Raw genomic sequence first — 16,261 nt, 5'->3', positions numbered from 1 at the left:
CGCCCGCTGCCGGGCGGCGGCCGGTTCACTGCGCCAGGCCGACCACCAGCCAGATGAAGGCCGCGCCCGCGATCGTGCACAGCACCGTCGAGCGGGCGGGGTGTTCGTGGTGGGCCTCGGGGAGGATCTCGGCCGCCGCCAGGTAGAGCAGTCCGCCGGCGAAGAAGCCGAGGTAGCCGCCGAGCAGTGGCTCGGGGATGGTGACGAACGTGGTGCAGGCGGCGCCGACGACCGGTGCGGCGGCGTCCGCGACCAGCATGGTGAGGGCTCTGCGGCGGTCGTTCCCGTACAGGCTGGTGATGGTGTACGTGTTGAAGCCGTCCGCGAAGTCGTGGGCGATGACGGCCAGGGCGACGGCCGTGCCCATGCCGTCGCCGACCTGGAAGGCCGCACCGATCGCGACGCCGTCCATGGCGCTGTGACCGACCATCGCCGCGGCCGCCGTGAGGCCCACCTGGGGGCTGCGGCCGTCGTGCTCGACGGCGCCGTGCGAGGCCTGCCGGTGGGCCAGCAGACGTTCCACCAGATGGGCCAGCAGAAAGCCCGCCACGAACAGCAGCAGCGCGGCGGGCACGCCGAAGACCTCCGCGCCGACCGCCTTCAGGGCCTCCGGCAGCAGATCCAGACCGACCACGCCGAGCATCAGGCCCCCGGCCAGGCCCAGCACCAGGTGGCGGCGGTCGGTCACGCGCTGTGCGGTCCAGCCGCCGGCCAACGTCATCAGGAACGCGCCGAGCGCGACGAACACCGCCATGTGCCCTTCGTATCCGATCGGGCCCCGGCCACGCACCTTCGCCACCACCCGTATCCCGCCCCGCACTCCACCCCGTCATGAGAGGACCCGAACCCATGGCCGACGCCCCCACCGGCAAGGTGACCTTCGTCGGCGCCGGTCCCGGCGCCGCCGACCTGCTGACCTTCCGTGCCGCCCGCGCCATCGCCGAGGCCGATGTCGTGATCTGGGCCGCGAGCCTGGTCCAGGCGGAGGTCCTCGAGCACGCGCGCGAGGACGCGGAGATCCTCGACTCGGCGACCATGTCCCTGGAGGACGTCGTCGCCGTCTACGAACGGGCGCACCGGGACGGCGTCAAGGTCGCCAGGATCCACTCCGGCGACCCCGCCCTGTGGGGCGGCACGCAGGAGCAGGTCGACCGCTGCGACGAGATCGGCATCGCCACCGAGATCGTGCCCGGGGTGTCCTCCTTCTCCGCCGTCGCCGCGCTGGCCCGGCGCGAGCTGACGATCCCCGAGGTGGCGCAGTCGGTGATCCTCACCCGGCTCGGCGGCGGCAAGACGCCCATGCCGCCCGGCGAGGAGGTGCGGGAGTTCGCCCGGCACGGCACGACCATGGCGGTCTTCCTGTCGGCCGCGCGCAGCGGACAGCTGGTGCGGGAGCTGCTGGAGGGCGGCTACCCGACGGCCACCCCGGTGGTCGTCGCCCACCAGGCGACCTGGCCGGAGGAGCTGGTCGTGCGGTGCACGATCGGCACGCTGGAGGAGACGGTCAAGGAGCACAAGCTGTGGAAGCACACGCTGTTCCTGATCGGCCCGGCGCTCGCCGCGCACGGCACCCGCTCGCACCTCTACCACCCCGGTCACTTCCACGGCCACCGCAAGGCCGACCCCGAGGCCCGCAGGGCCCTGCGCGAACGGGGTGCCCGTACGTGAGCCGTCCGATCACCGTCGTCGGCACGGGGACCGGGGCGCCCGTCCCCGCGGCGGTGACGGCGGGCGCGGACCTCGTCGTCGGCGGACGGCGCCACCTGGACGCCGTGGAGCTGCCGGAGGGCGCCGAGCGGATCGTGCTGGGGCCGCTGGCGCCCGCTCTCGACGTCGTCGAGAGGTACGTCGCCGAGGAGCGGCGGGTGGTGGTGCTGGCGTCCGGGGACCCAGGGTTCTTCGGGATCGTGCGGGCGCTCGCCGAGCGGTTCGGCGCGGACCGGCTGGAGGTCGTGCCGGGAGTCTCCTCGGTCGCCACCGCGTTCGCGCGGCTCGGGCTGACCTGGGAGGACGCCGTCGTCGTCAGCGCGCACGGGCGGGATCCGCGGACGGCGGTCCAGGTGTGCCGGGCACATCCGAAGGTGGCCGTGCTGACCGGGCCCGGTGCCGGTCCCGCCGAGCTGGGCGCCGCGCTGACCCGGACCGCTCCCGGCCGGGTCCTCGTCGTCGCCTCGGCGCTGGGCGACCCGGCGCGCGAGCGCGTGGAGCGGGTCACGCCCGCGCAGGCGGCGGCCCGCGACTGGGGGACGGCGGTGAGTGTCGTGCTGTGCCTGGACGAGGCGCGGGCCTGCGGTCCGGTGCGGACGCTGGCGGGGCCGGTGCGCGGGCCCGCCGGGTGGGCGCTGGACGAGGGCGACTTCGCGCACCGCGACTCGATGATCACCAAGTTCGAGGTGCGGGCGCTGGCCCTGGCCCGGCTCGGGCCGCGCCCCGGCGACCTGGTCTGGGACGTGGGTTCCGGTTCGGGGTCGGTGGCCGTGGAGTGCGCGCGGCTGGGCGCCGCGGTCAGCGCCGTGGAGAAGTCCGGGGACGGCGTCGGACGGATCCGCGCCAACGCGGCCGCGCACGGCGTCGACGTGCACGTGGTGCACGGCAGCGCGCCGCAGGCGCTGGACGGACTCGACGATCCGGACGCGGTGTTCGTCGGCGGCGGCGGGCGGGAGCTGCCCGGCATCGTCGGGGCGTGCGCGCGCCGGGCCCGGCGGACCGTGGTCGTCGCGATGGCCGCGCTGGACCGGGTGCCCGCGGCGCGGGCCGCGCTCACGGAGGCCGGGTTCGACGTCGACGGCGTCCTGCTGCAGTCCTCGCGGCTGGCCCCGCTGCCGGGGGACGTGACCCGGCTGGCGGCGACCAATCCCGTCTTCCTGCTGTGGGGGTCGAGAACCCCCGTCCCTGAAGAAGTACCTGCAGAAGACTCTGCAGAAGTCCCCGAAGAAGGAGTTGCCCAGTGATCGGCCTCATTTCCGCCACCGCGGCGGGGGCGGCGGCGCGCGACCGGCTGGCCGCGGCGTGGCCGGACCGCACGCGCGTGTACGACGGGCCCGTCGGGGACGCCGTCCGGCGGGCGTTCGCGGAGTGCGAGCAGCTCGTGTGCTTCCTGGCGACGGGCGCGGTGGTACGGCTCCTCGCGCCCCTGCTGTCCGACAAGGCGTCCGACCCGGGTGTGGTGTGCGTCGACGAGGCGGTCCGGTTCGCGGTGCCGCTGGTCGGCGGGCACGCGGGCGGCGCCAACGACCTGGCCCGCGAGGTGGGCGAGTCGCTGGGTGCGGTGCCCGTGGTGACCACGGCGACGGACGCCGTCGGCATCCCCGGTCTCGACACCCTCGGCATGCCCGTGGAGGGCGATGTCGCGGGCGTGACGCGGGCCCTGCTGGACGGGGAGCCGGTCGCGCTGCGCGCGGAGGTGGCGTGGCCGCTGCCGCCGGTGCCGTTCGCCGAGCGGGGCGCCTGGACCGTGCGCCTCACCGACCGGGCCGCCCCGCCCGCCGAGCGGGAGGTGCTGCTGCGTCCGCCGTCGCTGGTGGTGGGGGTCGGTGCGTCCAAGGGCGCTCCGGTGGGTGAAGTGCTCGACGTGATCGAGTCGGCCCTGCGGGACGCGGGTCTGTCCGCGCGCAGCGTCGCCGAGCTGGCCACCGTGGACGCCAAGCGCGAGGAGCCGGGCATCGTGGGGGCGGCCGAGCGGCTGGGTGTGCCGGTGGTGACGTACCCGGCCGGGGAACTGGCGGCGGTGCCGGTGCCGAACCCCTCCGACGCGCCCCTCGCCGCCGTGGGCACCCCGTCCGTCGCCGAGGCCGCCGCCCTGGCCGGCGGCGGCGAACTCCTCGTGCCCAAGCGCAAGTCGGCCGGTGTCCCCGCGACGGCGACCTGTGCCGTCGTACGGCGGCCCGGACGCGGCCGGCTCGCGGTGGTCGGGCTCGGGCCCGGCGCCCGCGACCTGCTCACCCCGCGTGCGAAGGCGGAGCTGCGGCGCGCCTCGGTGCTCGTCGGCCTCGACCAGTACGTCGACCAGATCCGTGACCTGCTGCGGCCCGGCACCCGGGTCCTGGAGTCCGGGCTCGGCGCGGAGGAGGAGCGGGCCCGCACGGCCGTCGCCGAGGCCCGGCGCGGGCACGCCGTCGCGCTGATCGGCAGCGGGGACGCCGGGGTGTACGCCATGGCCTCGCCCGCGCTCGCGGAGGCGTCCGACGACATCGACGTGGTCGGTGTGCCGGGGGTGACCGCCGCGCTGGCCGCCGCCGCGCTCCTGGGCGCGCCGCTGGGCCACGACCACGTGTCGATCAGCCTGTCCGACCTGCACACGCCGTGGGAGGTCATCGAGCGGCGGGTGCGGGCGGCGGCCGAGGCGGACCTCGTGGTGACGTTCTACAACCCGCGCAGCCGGGGCCGGGACTGGCAGTTGCCGAAGGCGCTGGCGATCCTCGCCGGGCACCGGGAGCCGACGACCCCGGTGGGCGTCGTGCGCAACGCCTCCCGCCCGGACGGCACCGCGCGGGTGACGACGCTCGCGCTGCTCGACCCGGCGACGGTGGACATGATGACGGTCGTGACGGTGGGCAACACGGCGACCCGGGACATCGCCGGCCGCATGGTGACGCCGCGCGGCTACCGCTGGCAGGAGGAGTCCGAGTGAACCGCGTGATTCATCCGATCGAGCAGGAGTCCTTCCGGCGGCTGCGCGCCCGCCTGGACACCTCGCACTTCCCGCCGCTGACCCGGGCGGTGGTGGAGCGGGTGATCCACTCCGCCGCCGACCTGGAGTACGCGGGCGATCTCGTCATGGACGAGGGCGCCCTGGAGAAGGCGCACGCCGCGCTGCACGCCGGGGCGCCGGTGGTCGTGGACGTGGAGATGGTGGCCGCCGGCATCACGCGGCGGGAGACCGTCTGCCGGCTCCGGGACGCGGTCGCCGGTCCCGGACTGACGCGTTCGGCGCACGCGGTCCGGCTGGCGTACGAGCAGGTCGGGCCCGGCGCCCTGTGGGTGATCGGCTGCGCGCCGACCGCCCTGGAGGAGCTGCTCACCCTCGACGCCTCCCCCGCGCTCGTCATCGGCCTGCCCGTCGGTTTCGTCGGCGCGGCCGAGTCCAAGGCCGCGTTGCGCGAGAGCGGCCTGCCCGCCGTGAGCAACGTGTCCGAGAAGGGCGGTTCGGCGGTCGCCGCCGCCGCGCTCAACGCCCTGCTGTACACCCCCCTTTCGCACTCCGAGGAGAAACAGTGACCACCCCGCCGCCCGCCCTGCTCATCGCCGGCCACGGCACCCGGGACGAGGCCGGAGCCGAGGCGTTCCGTGACTTCGTCCGGGAGCTGGGCCGCCGCCACCCCGAACTGCCCGTCGCGGGCGGCTTCATCGAGCTGTCCCCGCCGCCGCTGGGCGAGGCGGTGACGGACCTGGTGGAGCGCGGCGTACGGCGGTTCGCGGCCGTCCCGCTGATGCTGGTGTCCGCCGGTCACGCCAAGGGGGACATCCCGGCGGCGCTGGCCCGGGAGAAGGAGCGGCACCCGGGGATCTCCTACACGTACGGCCGTCCGCTGGGCCCGCACCCGGCGCTGCTGAACGTGCTGGAGCGGCGGCTGGACGAGGCGCTGGGCGGCGCGCGCACGCCCGAGGACCTGGCCGACGTGACCGTCCTGCTCGTCGGGCGCGGCTCGACCGACCCGGACGCCAACGCCGAGGTGCACAAGGCGGCCCGGCTGCTGTGGGAGGGGCGCGGGTACGCCGGTGTGGAGACCGCGTTCGTGTCGCTGGCGGCGCCGGACGTGCCGAGCGGGCTCGACCGGTGCCTCAGGCTCGGCGCGCGGCGCATCGTCGTCCTGCCCTACTTCCTTTTCACCGGGATCCTGCCGGACCGGGTGCGGGACCAGACCGAGGAGTGGGCGGCCGCGCACCCGGAGGCCGAGGTGCGGTCGGCGGACGTCATCGGGCCCGAGCCGGAGCTGCTGGACCTGGTGATGGAACGGTACGCGGAGGCCGTCAAGGGCGATCTGCGGATGAACTGCGACTCGTGCGTGTACCGGATCGCGCTGCCCGGCTTCGAGGACAAGGTGGGGCAGCCGCAGCAGCCGCACTTCCACCCCGACGACGAGGGCCACGACCACGGCCACGGTCATGGTCACGGCCACCACCATCACGGAGGGCACGCGCACTCCCATGCACACTGACGGGCACGACCTGCGGCACCACGGGGACGCGGAGGTGCGCGACGACGGCTCGGCGCTGGTCGACCTCGCCGTCAACGTCCGCGCGGACACGCCCCCGGCGTGGCTGCGCGAGCACGTCGCCGCGTCCCTGACCGGGCTCGCGGCCTACCCCGACGGGCGGGCCGCGCGGGCGGCGGTGGCGGCGCGGCACGGGCTGCCGGTCGAGCGGGTGCTGCTGACGGCGGGGGCGGCGGAGGCGTTCGTGCTGCTGGCCCGTGCCCTGAAGGTCCGTCGGCCGGTCGTGGTGCACCCCCAGTTCACGGAGCCGGAGGCCGCGCTGCGGGACGCGGGGCACAGCGTCGACCGGGTGCTGCTGCGGGAGGAGGACGGCTTCCGGCTCGATGCGGCGGCCGTCCCCGAGGACGCCGATCTGGTGGTGGTCGGCAACCCGACGAACCCGACGTCGGTGCTGCACCCCGCCGCCGTGGTCGCCGGGCTCGCCCGGCCCGGACGGACGCTGGTCGTCGACGAGGCGTTCATGGACGCGGTGCCGGGCGAGCGCGAGGCCCTGGCCGGGCGGACGGACGTGCCCGGTCTGGTGGTGCTGCGCAGCCTGACGAAGACGTGGGGGCTGGCGGGGCTGCGCATCGGGTACGTCCTCGCCGCGCCGGACACCGTCGGCGAACTGGAGCGGGCCCAGCCGCTGTGGCCGGTTTCCACACCCGCGCTGGCGGCGGCCGAGGCCTGCGTGTCGCCGCGGGCACTGGCCGAGGCGGCGGACGCGGCGCACCGTGTGGCCGCCGACCGGGCGCACCTCGTGGCCGGGCTGGCGGGGTTCGCGGGGGCCGGGGTGCGGGTGGCCGGTCCCGCGGAGGGGCCGTTCGTGCTGGTGCGGGTGCCCGCGGCGGTGGCGGTGCGGCGGGAGCTGCGTGCGCTCGGGTACGCGGTGCGGCGCGGGGACACGTTTCCCGGGCTGGGTGAGGAGTGGCTGCGGGTCGCGGTGCGGGACCGCGGAACGGTGGACGGGTTCCTGCGGGCGGTGGGGGCGGTGGTGGGGGCGGGGTGACGCCTGGCTGACGCCGGGGGTGTTCCGCCCCGCCGCCCCTTCCCTTCCCGTCCCCGGGGGCTGCGCCTGCGGACCCCCTGTCGGCGCTTCGCGCCTCGTCCTCAAGCGCCTCGTCCTCAAGCGCCCGTCCTCAAGCGGCGGACGGGCTGAGATGCCCGACCGTCGCCGTTCGATCCACCGAGTCGGTTGGTGGGTGGGCACAGGCCGGGGTCCGGGGGCGCAGCCCCCGGGTTCGGGTCGGGAAGGGGCGGCGGGGCGGTATCCGGTCCTCAGCGGCGGCGCCGCGCCAGGGCCACCGCTCCTGCGCCCGCCGCCAGCAGGGCGACCGCGCCGCCCGCGAGGTACGGCGTCATCGAGCTGCCGCCCGTCTCGGCGAGGCCGGCCTGCGCGGGAGCGCCCTGTGCCTTGACGTCCCCGACGGGCTCGGCGGATTCGGCCGGTTCGGCTGATTCGTCAGATGCGTTGGATCCGTCGGATGCGTTGGATTCGGCCGGTTCGGCGCTCGGCGGAGCCTCCTCGCGCGACGCCGCGGGCGTCTCGCAGGTGGCCTCGGCCAGCGTCACCGTGCCGGTGACCTCGGCGACGTTGAGGTTCAACGGGTTGACGGAGACGGTGAGCCGCAGCGCCGTCGCGGCGGCCGTGCGCGACGTCGTCTCGTGCTGCGCGAGGTCCAGCCGGACCTCTCCCACCCCCGGCACCTTCACGTCGGTGGGGCCGCCCGCCGACACCGTCACCCGCTTGCCGAGGACGGTCACCGCACCGACCGGGCGGGAGGTGGCGACCGGCGTCCTCCCCGCCTCGCAGACGGCCCGGGAGGAGACGGCCTCGATCTCGACGAGGGAGAGCAGCGGCAGCCCGGGAACGTGCAGCTTGGCGTGGGCGAGCCGGGTGGAGGCCTCGGCCCTGCCCTTTTCGACCGTCGCCTCGGCCTCGGCCACGTCCGCGCGCAGCACGCTGAAGGGACGGCCGCGGTCGACGCCGTCGAGTTCCGCCGTCAGCGCGGTCTTCTCGGCGCTCTGCGGTGCCCGTACCTCGTTGAGGGTGACGGCGAGGGGTACGTCGACGGTCTTGTCGAGCAGGGCCACGTCGAGGCCGGTGCGCAGCACCACGGCGCTCGCGCTCCCCTCCTCACTCGCGTGGGCGGTGGGTGCGCCGGCCAGTGCCGCGGGACCGGCGGCGAGGGCGGTGGCGGCCAGCACGGTGGCGCAACGGCGTGCGGGCATGCGGAAGTTGTAGCCGTTCAAGGTGTGGGACCCCCAGAGAGAAAGCTTGGGACCTCGAAAGGATGTCGCACCGCCGCCCGTTCGACAGCGCCCCGGCACGGGTTCACCCCAACGTGGCACACCCGTACACGCCTTCGACCGGTTCAGCCCACGATCCGCCCGTTCAGCACCACCCGTGCCGGCGTCCCGAGCACACGTACGTCCGTGCGCGGGTCCTGTTCGTAGACGACCAGGTCGGCCGGGGCGCCCTCGGTCAGCGCGGGGCGGCCGAGCCAGTCGCGGGCGGACCAGGTCGCCGAGGCCAGGGCCGCCACCGGGGGGATGCCCGCCTTCACCAGTTCCGCCACCTCGGCGGCGACCAGGCCGTGCGGCAGGGAGCCGCCCGCGTCGGTGCCGACGAAGACCGGGATGCCGGCGTCGTAGGCGTTGCGGACGGTGTCGTAGCGGCGGGCGTGGAGGCGGCGCATGTGGGCGGACCAGGTGGGGTACTTGGTCTCGCCGCCGGCCGCGAGCTGCGGGAACGTCGCGATGTTCACCAGGGTCGGGACGATGGCGACGCCGCGGGAGGCGAACAGGGGGACGAGGTCGTCGGTGAGGCCCGTGGCGTGTTCGATGCAGTCGATGCCCGATTCGACCAGGTCGCGCAGGGACGACTCGGCGAAGCAGTGGGCCGTCACCCGGGCGCCCAGGCGGTGCGCCTCGCCGATCGCCGCCGCCACGGCGTCCCGGGGCCAGCACGCCGCCAGGTCGCCCGTCTCGCGGTCGATCCAGTCGCCGACCAGTTTCACCCAGCCGTCGCCGCGCCGGGCCTCCCGGCCGACGTACGCGACGAGGTCGGCCGGTTCGATCTCGTGGGCGTAGCCGCGGATGTAGCGGCGGGTCCGGGCGATGTGCCGGCCCGCCCTGATGATCCGGGGGAGGTCGTCGCGGTCGTCGACCCAGCGGGTGTCGGAGGGTGAGCCGGCGTCGCGGATCAGCAGGGTCCCTGCGTCGCGGTCGGTGAGCGCCTGCTTCTCGGCGACGTCGGAGTCGACCGGCCCGTGGGCGCCGAGGCCGACGTGGCAGTGGGCGTCGACCAGGCCGGGCAGGGCCCAGCCGGCCACCGTGCGGATGTCACGGGCGCCGGCGGGACGGTCGTAGGAGACCCTCCCGTCGATCACCCACAGTTCGTCGCGGACCTGGTCCTCGTCCGGTCCGGCGAGGACCCTGCCCTTCACGTGCAGCACCGTGTCGTCGCTCATGCACGGCACCTTAAGTCAGGCGTCGCCGCCCACCCGGTCCGAGGTCTCCTCCTCCACGTCGGCCATCGCCGGGTCGAGGAGGCGGGAGAGGAAGTGGCGGGTGCGTTCGTGGCGGGGGGCGCCGATGACCTGCGCGGGGGCGCCGTCCTCGACGATCACGCCGCCGTCCATGAAGACGACCCGGTCGGCGACCTCGCGGGCGAAGGTCATCTCGTGGGTGACGACCATCATGGTCATGCCCTCGTTGGCGAGCATGCGCATGACCGCGAGGACGTCGCCGACCAGTTCGGGGTCGAGTGCGGACGTGGGCTCGTCGAACAGCATCACCCGGGGGCCCATCGCCAGCGCGCGGGCGATGGCCACGCGCTGCTGCTGGCCGCCGGAGAGGGACGACGGGTAGGCGGTCGCCTTCTCCGACAGGCCGACCCGCTCCAGGTTCTCGGCGGCGACCGCGGCCGCCTGCGCCTTGCCGCGCCCGAGGACCCGGCGCTGCGGCAGCGTCAGGTTCTCGGTCACCGTCAGGTGCGGGAAGAGGTTGAACTGCTGGAAGACCATGCCGATGCGGCGGCGGGCGGCGTCGATGTCGACGTCGGGGTCGGTCAGTTCGACGCCGCCGACGACCACCTGGCCCCTGGTCGGCTCCTCCAGGAGGTTCACGCAGCGCAGCAGGGTCGACTTGCCCGAGCCGGACGGGCCGATGACGCACACGACCTCGCCCCGGCCGATCTCCAGGTCGATGCCGCGCAGCACCTCGTTGTCGCCGAACGACTTGTGCAACCCGCGGACTTCGATCTCCGGTCGGCTCATTTCACGGCCTCCTGGGCCTTGGCCTCCATACGGCGCACGACGAAGCCGAGCGGGATCGTCACCAGCAGGTAGCACAGGCCGGCGACGAGGATGGGTGTGGAGTTGGCGGTGGTACTGGCCAGGTCGCGGCCGTACTTGGACAGTTCGCGTTCCTCCAGGGTGACGCCGAGGAACAGCACCAGCGAGGAGTCCTTGAACAGCAGGACCAGCTCGTTGGTGAGCGGCGGGAGGATGATACGGAAGGCCTGCGGGACGATGATCGAGACCATCGCGCGGGCGGGCGAGAAGCCCAGCGAACGGGCCGCCTCCATCTGCCCCTTGGGCACCGCCTGGATGCCCGCGCGGATGGTCTCGGCCATGTACGCCGCCGCCACCAGGCCGAGGGCCAGGGCGACCTTGCCGTACGTGCCGCCGACGATCTCCGTGCCGGGGAAGGCCAGGGGCACGGCCACGCCGATGAAAATGAAGATCAGCAGGGCGGGCAGACCGCGGAAGATCTCGATGTAGATGCCGGCGAGCCAGCGGTAGGGGCCGACCGACGACAGCCGCATCAGCGCGATGACCATGCCGAGGGCCAGCCCGACGAGGAAGCCGGACAGCGTGTAGAGCACGGTGTTCTTCAGCGCCAGCGTGATGACGTCCGGGAACATCTGCTCGGCGATGTCGGCCTGCGCGAACTGGTTCTTCAGCCGGCCCCAGTCCGCCGAGAGCGCGAACGCGACCAGGGCCGCGACGAAGACGACGTACTGGACACCGCGCGACAGCCTGCGCTTCTGGCTGCGGGTCAGCCCCTTGCGGCGGGGCGGGACCTCGAGCTTCGTGGCGTCGCTCATGAGGCGGACGGGGAGGCCGCGGCGGCGTCGTACGGGCCGATCCACTGCTCGTAGAGCTTCTTGTACGTGCCGTCGGCCTTGGCGTCGGCGATCGCCTTGTCGATGGCCGCCACCAGCTTCGTGTTGCCCTTCTTCACCGTGAAGCCGTACTGCTCGCCGGTGTTGAGGTTGTCGACCACCTCGAAGGCGTCCGCGTTGGCCTTGTCCTTCAGCCAGCCCTGGACGACCGGGTAGTCGATGACGACGGCCTTGACCTGGCCGGTGCGCAGGCCGTTGAGGACGGCGTCGGAGGACTCGAAGGAGACCGGGTCGAAGCCCTGCTTCGTCACGTAGTCCTCGCCGGTGGTCTGCGCCTGCGCACCGAGCTTGACGTTCTTGGACTTGATCTCGGCGAGGGAGTTCACCCCGGCGTTCTTGTCGACCAGGACGGCCTGCGTGGCGTCGAAGTAGGGGTCGGAGAAGTCGACGTTCTTCTTGCGCTCCTCGGTGATGGTCATGCCGGCCGCGGCCAGGTCGCACTCGCCCGAGTTCAGGAAGGCGCCGGTCTTGAAGTTCTCGAACGGCGTGTCGAGGATCTCCTGCTTGACGCCCAGGTCCTTCGCCACCAGGTCGATCAGGGAGACGTCGAAGCCCTGCACCTTGCCGTCGATCTCCGACTGGAACGGCGGGTAGGGCAGGTGGGTGCAGGTGGTGAGCTGCCCCGCCTTGACCAGCTCCACACCGCCCGCGGCGGTCTTGGAGCCGCTGCCGCCGCCGTCGCTGGAGGTACAGGCGGCCACGAGCATGAGCCCGGCCGTAGCGGTGGTGGCGGCCAGGACACGGGTGCGACGCCCGAGGAGCGTGTTCACGGCGGGCCTTCCTGTGGGGGAACTGGAGGTTCCGATTATAAGGAGGAGTTTGAGTCCCTCAAATCAAACCCTTGGCATCCGGGTTCCTCGGCCTACGAAGTCGCCGGTCCGGGGGGTGGAGGTCACGCCGGTTACTCTCGTCACCACGACCCCGTGAGTGAAGAGAGCACCGCCGTGACGCACCCCTTCCTGGATCTCGCTCCGCTGACCGCCGCCCGGTTCGCCTCCGTCGAGGACCGGGTGGCCCGGCTGCTGGACACCCGTCAGGACGTCGTGATCACCCAGGGCGAGGCGCTGCTGCCGCTGGAGGGCGCGATCCGCGCGACGGCCGGGCCGGGCACGACCGCGCTGAACGTGATCACCGGCCCGTACGGGCAGACCTTCGGGGACTGGCTGCGCGACTGCGGCGCCACCGTGATCGATCTCGCGGTGCCCTTCCACACGGCGGTCACCGCCGAGCAGGTCCGCGCGGCCTTCGCCGAGCACCCCGGGATCGACTTCGTGTCGCTGGTGCACGCCGAGGCCGCCACCGGCAACACCAACCCGGTCGCGGAGGTCGGCGAGGCGGTGAAGGAGCACGGCGCGCTGTTCTACCTGGACGCCGTGGCCTCCGTGGGCGCCGAACCGGTGCTGCCGGACGCCTGGGGCGTGGACCTGTGCGTGATCGGCGCGCAGAAGGCGATGGGCGGGCCGGCGGGCGTGTCGGCGGTGTCGGTGAGCGAGCGGGCGTGGGCCCGGATGGCGGCCAACCCGCGGGCGCCGCGCCGTTCCTACCTGTCGCTGCTGGACTGGAAGGAGCGGTGGATCGACGGCGGCCGCAAGGCCCTGCTGCACGCGCCGGCGCAGCTGGAGATGCTGGCGCTCGAGGCGTGCGTGCAGCGGATCGAGGCGGAGGGCCTGGAAGCCGTGATGGCCCGGCACGCGTCCGCCGCGGCGGCGACCCGCGCGGGGGCGCTGGCGCTGGGGGGCGGCCTGGAGCCGTACGTGCACGAGGCGCGCGAGGCGGCGCCCGTCGCCACGACGCTCAGGGCGCCGTCGGGCGTCGTGGCCTCGGAACTGGTGACGCGGGCACTGGCGGGCGACCCCGCGGTGCCGCTGGCGGCGGGCGGGGGTGCGCTGGCGAAGGAGATGGTCCGGGTCAACCACTACGGGGCGGACGCGACGCCGGGCGCGGTCCGCGGCAGCCTCACGGCCCTGGGCGCGGCGCTCGCGGAGAGGGGCCTGGACGTGGACCTGACGGGCGCGCTGCGCGCGGCGGAGCAGGCCTGGCGGTGAGGTCCGCGCGGCGGGAGCGGCGCCGAGGGTGCCGTCGGGGCGGGGTGACCGGGAGGGGGCGGCCGGGTCGCGTTCGTGACCGGGTGTCGGTGGCGCCTGCCATGCTCGCGGCATGACCACCCTTCCCGACGGCCGCCCCGTCCCCCTGATGACCGGTGACGAGCGGGCCATGCTCGACAGCTGGCTCGACTTCCACCGCGCGACCCTGGAACTCAAGTGCGCGGGCCTGGACGACGCCCAGGTCCGGCAGGCCTCCGCCGAGCCCTCCTCCCTCACCCTGCTCGGCCTGGTGCAGCATCTCGCCGAGGTCGAACGGAACTGGTTCCAGCGGGTGTTCGCGGGAATCGACGCACCGCCCGTGTTCGAGGAGGAGACGGGTTACGCCCTCAGCCCGGAGCGGGGACTCGGCGAGGCGCTGACGGTGTGGCGGCGGGAGATCGCGCGGGGGCGCGAGCTGACCGCCGGGCGCTCACTGGACGACACCGGGCGGATCACCGACGGGCCGGTGGCGGGCGCAAAGGTCAGTCTGCGCTGGGTGCTGATCCACCTCATCGAGGAGTACGCGCGGCACAACGGCCACGCGGACATTCTGCGGGAGCGGATCGACGGAGTCACCGGGGCCTGAATCCGGGGAATTTCGCACCCTTCCCCCGGAGTCCCCACCCCGCAATTCCTGCCGCCTTTTCCGAATGCATTTCCGGTATTCTTCTGCCCGGATTCCCAGGGCTTAAACGCGGGAATTTTTCGAGCGCATCACGGGCGCGTGACGCATGACACACGAGAGGCATTCTGTCCCGTTATACGCGGTGCATAACGGGACAGAACGGGAGGCTGCCACGGAGGCGCCACTGAACCATCACCACCTCTCCATGCATTTTTTAATCCCCCTCGGTAAGTTCAAGCCGTATGACTGCCACACAAGCAGACCTGCGGATCGACCGCCCTTCGGTGGCGGACGGGGCCGCTCTCTGGCGTATTGCGAAGGAATCCGGGACCCTCGATGTGAACTCCTCCTACAGCTATCTGCTGTGGTGCCGGGACTTCGCCGGCACCTCCGTGGTGGCGCGCGTCGAGGGCGGCGAGCCGGTCGGATTCGTCACCGGATACGTCCGTCCCGAGGCGCCGCGGACGCTGCTCGTCTGGCAGGTGGCGGTCGCCGACGCGTACCGCGGCCGCGGCCTGGCCGCCGCACTGCTCGACGGACTGACCGCCCGGGTGGCCGCCGAGCGCCCCCTCGACGGCGTCGAGACCACGATCACCCCGGGCAACACCGCCTCGGAGCGGCTGTTCACCTCCTACGCCGCCCGGCACGGCGCGGACGTCACCCGAGAGGTCCTGTTCGGCACCGACCTCTTCCCGGACGGCCCCCACGACCCCGAAGTGCTGTACCGCATCGGCCCGTTGACCTCCGCCTGAGTCACCTCCCCCGGCAGCACGCGACCCCGGCCGCACGAGAACCCGCGTCGCCGGCCTCCCACGACTTCCCCTCCGCACGACTCCCCCACCGCATCGAGGAGCGTTTCGCCGTGACCATCACCCAGCCCGACCTGAGCGTGTTCGAGACCCTGGAGTCGGAGGTGCGCAGTTACTGCCGCGGCTGGCCGGTCGTCTTCGACCGGGCGCGGGGCAGCCGGATGTTCGACGAGGACGGACACTCCTACCTCGACTTCTTCGCCGGTGCCGGGTCGCTCAACTACGGGCACAACAACCCGGTGCTGAAACGGGCGCTGGTCGACTACCTGATGCGCGACGGCGTCACCCACGGCCTCGACATGTCCACCGTCGCCAAGCGGACCTTCCTGCAGACCTTCCAGGACCTGGTGCTGCGCCCGCGCGACCTGCCCTACAAGGTCATGTTCCCCGGCCCCACCGGCACCAACGCGGTGGAGTCCGCGCTGAAGCTGGCGCGGAAGGTGAAGGGACGCGAGGCGGTCGTGTCGTTCACCAACGCCTTCCACGGCATGTCGCTGGGCTCGCTCGCCGTCACCGGCAACGCCTTCAAGCGGGCCGGCGCGGGCGTCCCGCTGGTGCACGGCACCCCGATGCCCTTCGACAACTACTTCGACGGACAGGTCCCCGACTTCCTGTGGTTCGAGCGGCTCCTGGAGGACCAGGGCTCCGGGCTCGACAAGCCGGCCGCCGTGATCGTCGAGACGGTCCAGGGCGAGGGCGGCATCAACGTGGCGCGTGCGCAGTGGCTGCGGGCGCTGGCCGGTCTGTGCGAACGGCAGGACATGCTGCTGATCGTCGACGACATCCAGATGGGGTGCGGGCGCACCGGTGCCTTCTTCTCCTTCGAGGAGGCGGGCATCACCCCCGACATCGTCACCGTGTCCAAGTCGATCAGCGGCTACGGCCTGCCCATGTCGCTGTGCCTGTTCAAGCCCGAACTGGACGTGTGGGAACCGGGCGAGCACAACGGCACCTTCCGCGGCAACAACCCCGCCTTCGTCACCGCCACCGCCGCCCTGGAGACCTACTGGGCCGACGGGGCGGCGATGGAGAAGCAGACCCGTCGGCGCGGCGAGCAGGTCGAGCAGGAGCTGATCTCGATCACCGAGGAGAACCTCGCCGACGTCAAGGAGTACCGGGGCCGCGGCCTGGTGTGGGGCCTGGAGTTCCACGACAGGTCCCGCGCCGGACGGGTGGCGCGGCGCGCCTTCGAGCTCGGGCTGCTGATCGAGACGTCCGGGCCCGAGAGCGAGGTCGTCAAGCTGCTGCCGGCGCTCACCGTCACGCCCGAGGAGCTGGACGAGGGCATGAGCGTCCTCGCCCGCGCCGTCCGCGAAACCGCCTGACAGACCCGTCACCGACCCCTATCCAGGAGGCAT

The 16,261-nt window shown here is 73.5% G+C and carries 16 protein-coding genes; 10 read left to right on the top strand and 6 right to left on the bottom strand.

All coding sequences use genetic code 11. From position 1 onward, the window contains the following. Window positions 1–25: 25 nt before the first annotated feature. Window positions 26–754, bottom strand: a complete 729-nt coding sequence (locus tag ACIP5W_RS31045) for a ZIP family metal transporter (protein WP_401480585.1) — start codon at window positions 752–754, stop codon at window positions 26–28. A gap of 95 nt (window positions 755–849) precedes the next feature. Between ACIP5W_RS31045 and cobM the strand changes: the two genes are divergently transcribed. Genes cobM through cobC form a run of 6 tightly spaced genes read left to right on the top strand, consistent with a single transcriptional unit; the run spans window position 850 to window position 7,203 of the window. Further along, window positions 850–1,668 (top strand): precorrin-4 C(11)-methyltransferase, encoded by an 819-nt coding sequence (gene cobM, locus ACIP5W_RS31040; RefSeq protein ID WP_401480583.1) that lies wholly within the window; start codon window positions 850–852, stop codon window positions 1,666–1,668. After that, a complete protein-coding gene (cbiE, locus tag ACIP5W_RS31035) occupies window positions 1,665–2,951 on the top strand; it encodes a precorrin-6y C5,15-methyltransferase (decarboxylating) subunit CbiE (protein WP_401480581.1) in 1,287 nt (428 codons plus the stop codon). The genes cobM and cbiE overlap by 4 nt, the downstream gene beginning before the upstream one ends. Beyond that, entirely contained in the window at window positions 2,948–4,630 is a 1,683-nt protein-coding gene (gene cobJ / locus ACIP5W_RS31030) for a precorrin-3B C(17)-methyltransferase (RefSeq protein WP_401480579.1), read from the top strand. Before cbiE ends, cobJ begins: the two co-directional genes overlap by 4 nt. Then, window positions 4,627–5,217, top strand: coding sequence for a precorrin-8X methylmutase (locus ACIP5W_RS31025; RefSeq protein ID WP_401480577.1), 591 nt, complete (start codon window positions 4,627–4,629; stop codon window positions 5,215–5,217). The genes cobJ and ACIP5W_RS31025 overlap by 4 nt, the downstream gene beginning before the upstream one ends. Next, window positions 5,214–6,158, top strand: coding sequence for a sirohydrochlorin chelatase (locus tag ACIP5W_RS31020; protein ID WP_401480575.1), 945 nt, complete (start codon window positions 5,214–5,216; stop codon window positions 6,156–6,158). Before ACIP5W_RS31025 ends, ACIP5W_RS31020 begins: the two co-directional genes overlap by 4 nt. Further along, window positions 6,148–7,203, top strand: coding sequence for an Rv2231c family pyridoxal phosphate-dependent protein CobC (cobC, locus tag ACIP5W_RS31015; RefSeq protein WP_401480573.1), 1,056 nt, complete (start codon window positions 6,148–6,150; stop codon window positions 7,201–7,203). Before ACIP5W_RS31020 ends, cobC begins: the two co-directional genes overlap by 11 nt. Window positions 7,204–7,472: 269 nt before the next feature. Here the strand turns inward: cobC and ACIP5W_RS31010 are convergent, their stop codons facing one another. The 5 genes from ACIP5W_RS31010 to ACIP5W_RS30990 all read right to left on the bottom strand — a co-directional run bounded on the left by ACIP5W_RS31010 (window position 7,473) and on the right by ACIP5W_RS30990 (window position 12,155). After that, entirely contained in the window at window positions 7,473–8,447 is a 975-nt protein-coding gene (locus ACIP5W_RS31010) for an SCO1860 family LAETG-anchored protein (RefSeq protein WP_401480571.1), read from the bottom strand. Between the two features lie 122 nt (window positions 8,448–8,569). Further along, entirely contained in the window at window positions 8,570–9,667 is a 1,098-nt protein-coding gene (locus ACIP5W_RS31005; protein WP_401480569.1) for an amidohydrolase family protein, read from the bottom strand. A gap of 15 nt (window positions 9,668–9,682) precedes the next feature. Then, entirely contained in the window at window positions 9,683–10,474 is a 792-nt protein-coding gene (locus ACIP5W_RS31000; RefSeq protein ID WP_401480567.1) for an amino acid ABC transporter ATP-binding protein, read from the bottom strand. Then, on the bottom strand, window positions 10,471–11,307 hold the full coding sequence (locus ACIP5W_RS30995; protein WP_401480565.1) for an amino acid ABC transporter permease: 837 nt from the start codon (window positions 11,305–11,307) through the stop codon (window positions 10,471–10,473). The genes ACIP5W_RS31000 and ACIP5W_RS30995 overlap by 4 nt, the downstream gene beginning before the upstream one ends. Continuing rightward, window positions 11,304–12,155, bottom strand: a complete 852-nt coding sequence (locus ACIP5W_RS30990; RefSeq protein WP_401480563.1) for a transporter substrate-binding domain-containing protein — start codon at window positions 12,153–12,155, stop codon at window positions 11,304–11,306. The genes ACIP5W_RS30995 and ACIP5W_RS30990 overlap by 4 nt, the downstream gene beginning before the upstream one ends. 174 nt (window positions 12,156–12,329) lie before the next feature. On the opposite strand from ACIP5W_RS30990, the gene ACIP5W_RS30985 reads away from it, so the two are divergent. The 4 genes from ACIP5W_RS30985 (at window position 12,330) to ectB (ending at window position 16,228) form a co-directional block, all read left to right on the top strand. Beyond that, window positions 12,330–13,430: a pyridoxal-phosphate-dependent aminotransferase family protein gene (locus ACIP5W_RS30985; protein WP_401480607.1), complete on the top strand. Its 1,101-nt coding sequence runs from the start codon at window positions 12,330–12,332 to the stop codon at window positions 13,428–13,430. Between the two features lie 112 nt (window positions 13,431–13,542). Further along, on the top strand, window positions 13,543–14,055 hold the full coding sequence (locus ACIP5W_RS30980) for a DinB family protein (RefSeq protein ID WP_401480561.1): 513 nt from the start codon (window positions 13,543–13,545) through the stop codon (window positions 14,053–14,055). A gap of 281 nt (window positions 14,056–14,336) precedes the next feature. Then, the gene (ectA, locus tag ACIP5W_RS30975; protein ID WP_401480559.1) at window positions 14,337–14,846 is read left to right on the top strand and encodes a diaminobutyrate acetyltransferase; all 510 of its coding nucleotides are present in this window, start codon (window positions 14,337–14,339) and stop codon (window positions 14,844–14,846) included. Window positions 14,847–14,956: 110 nt separating this feature from the next. Further along, window positions 14,957–16,228: a diaminobutyrate--2-oxoglutarate transaminase gene (gene ectB / locus ACIP5W_RS30970; protein ID WP_401480557.1), complete on the top strand. Its 1,272-nt coding sequence runs from the start codon at window positions 14,957–14,959 to the stop codon at window positions 16,226–16,228. Window positions 16,229–16,261 lie beyond the last annotated feature (33 nt).

It is taken from the genome of Streptomyces sp. NPDC088766 (assembly GCF_044750845.1).
In the GTDB taxonomy this organism is placed as follows: domain Bacteria; phylum Actinomycetota; class Actinomycetes; order Streptomycetales; family Streptomycetaceae; genus Streptomyces.
Note: the sequence above shows the minus strand (reverse complement) of the source record. Positions and strands in the feature narration are given on the sequence as shown.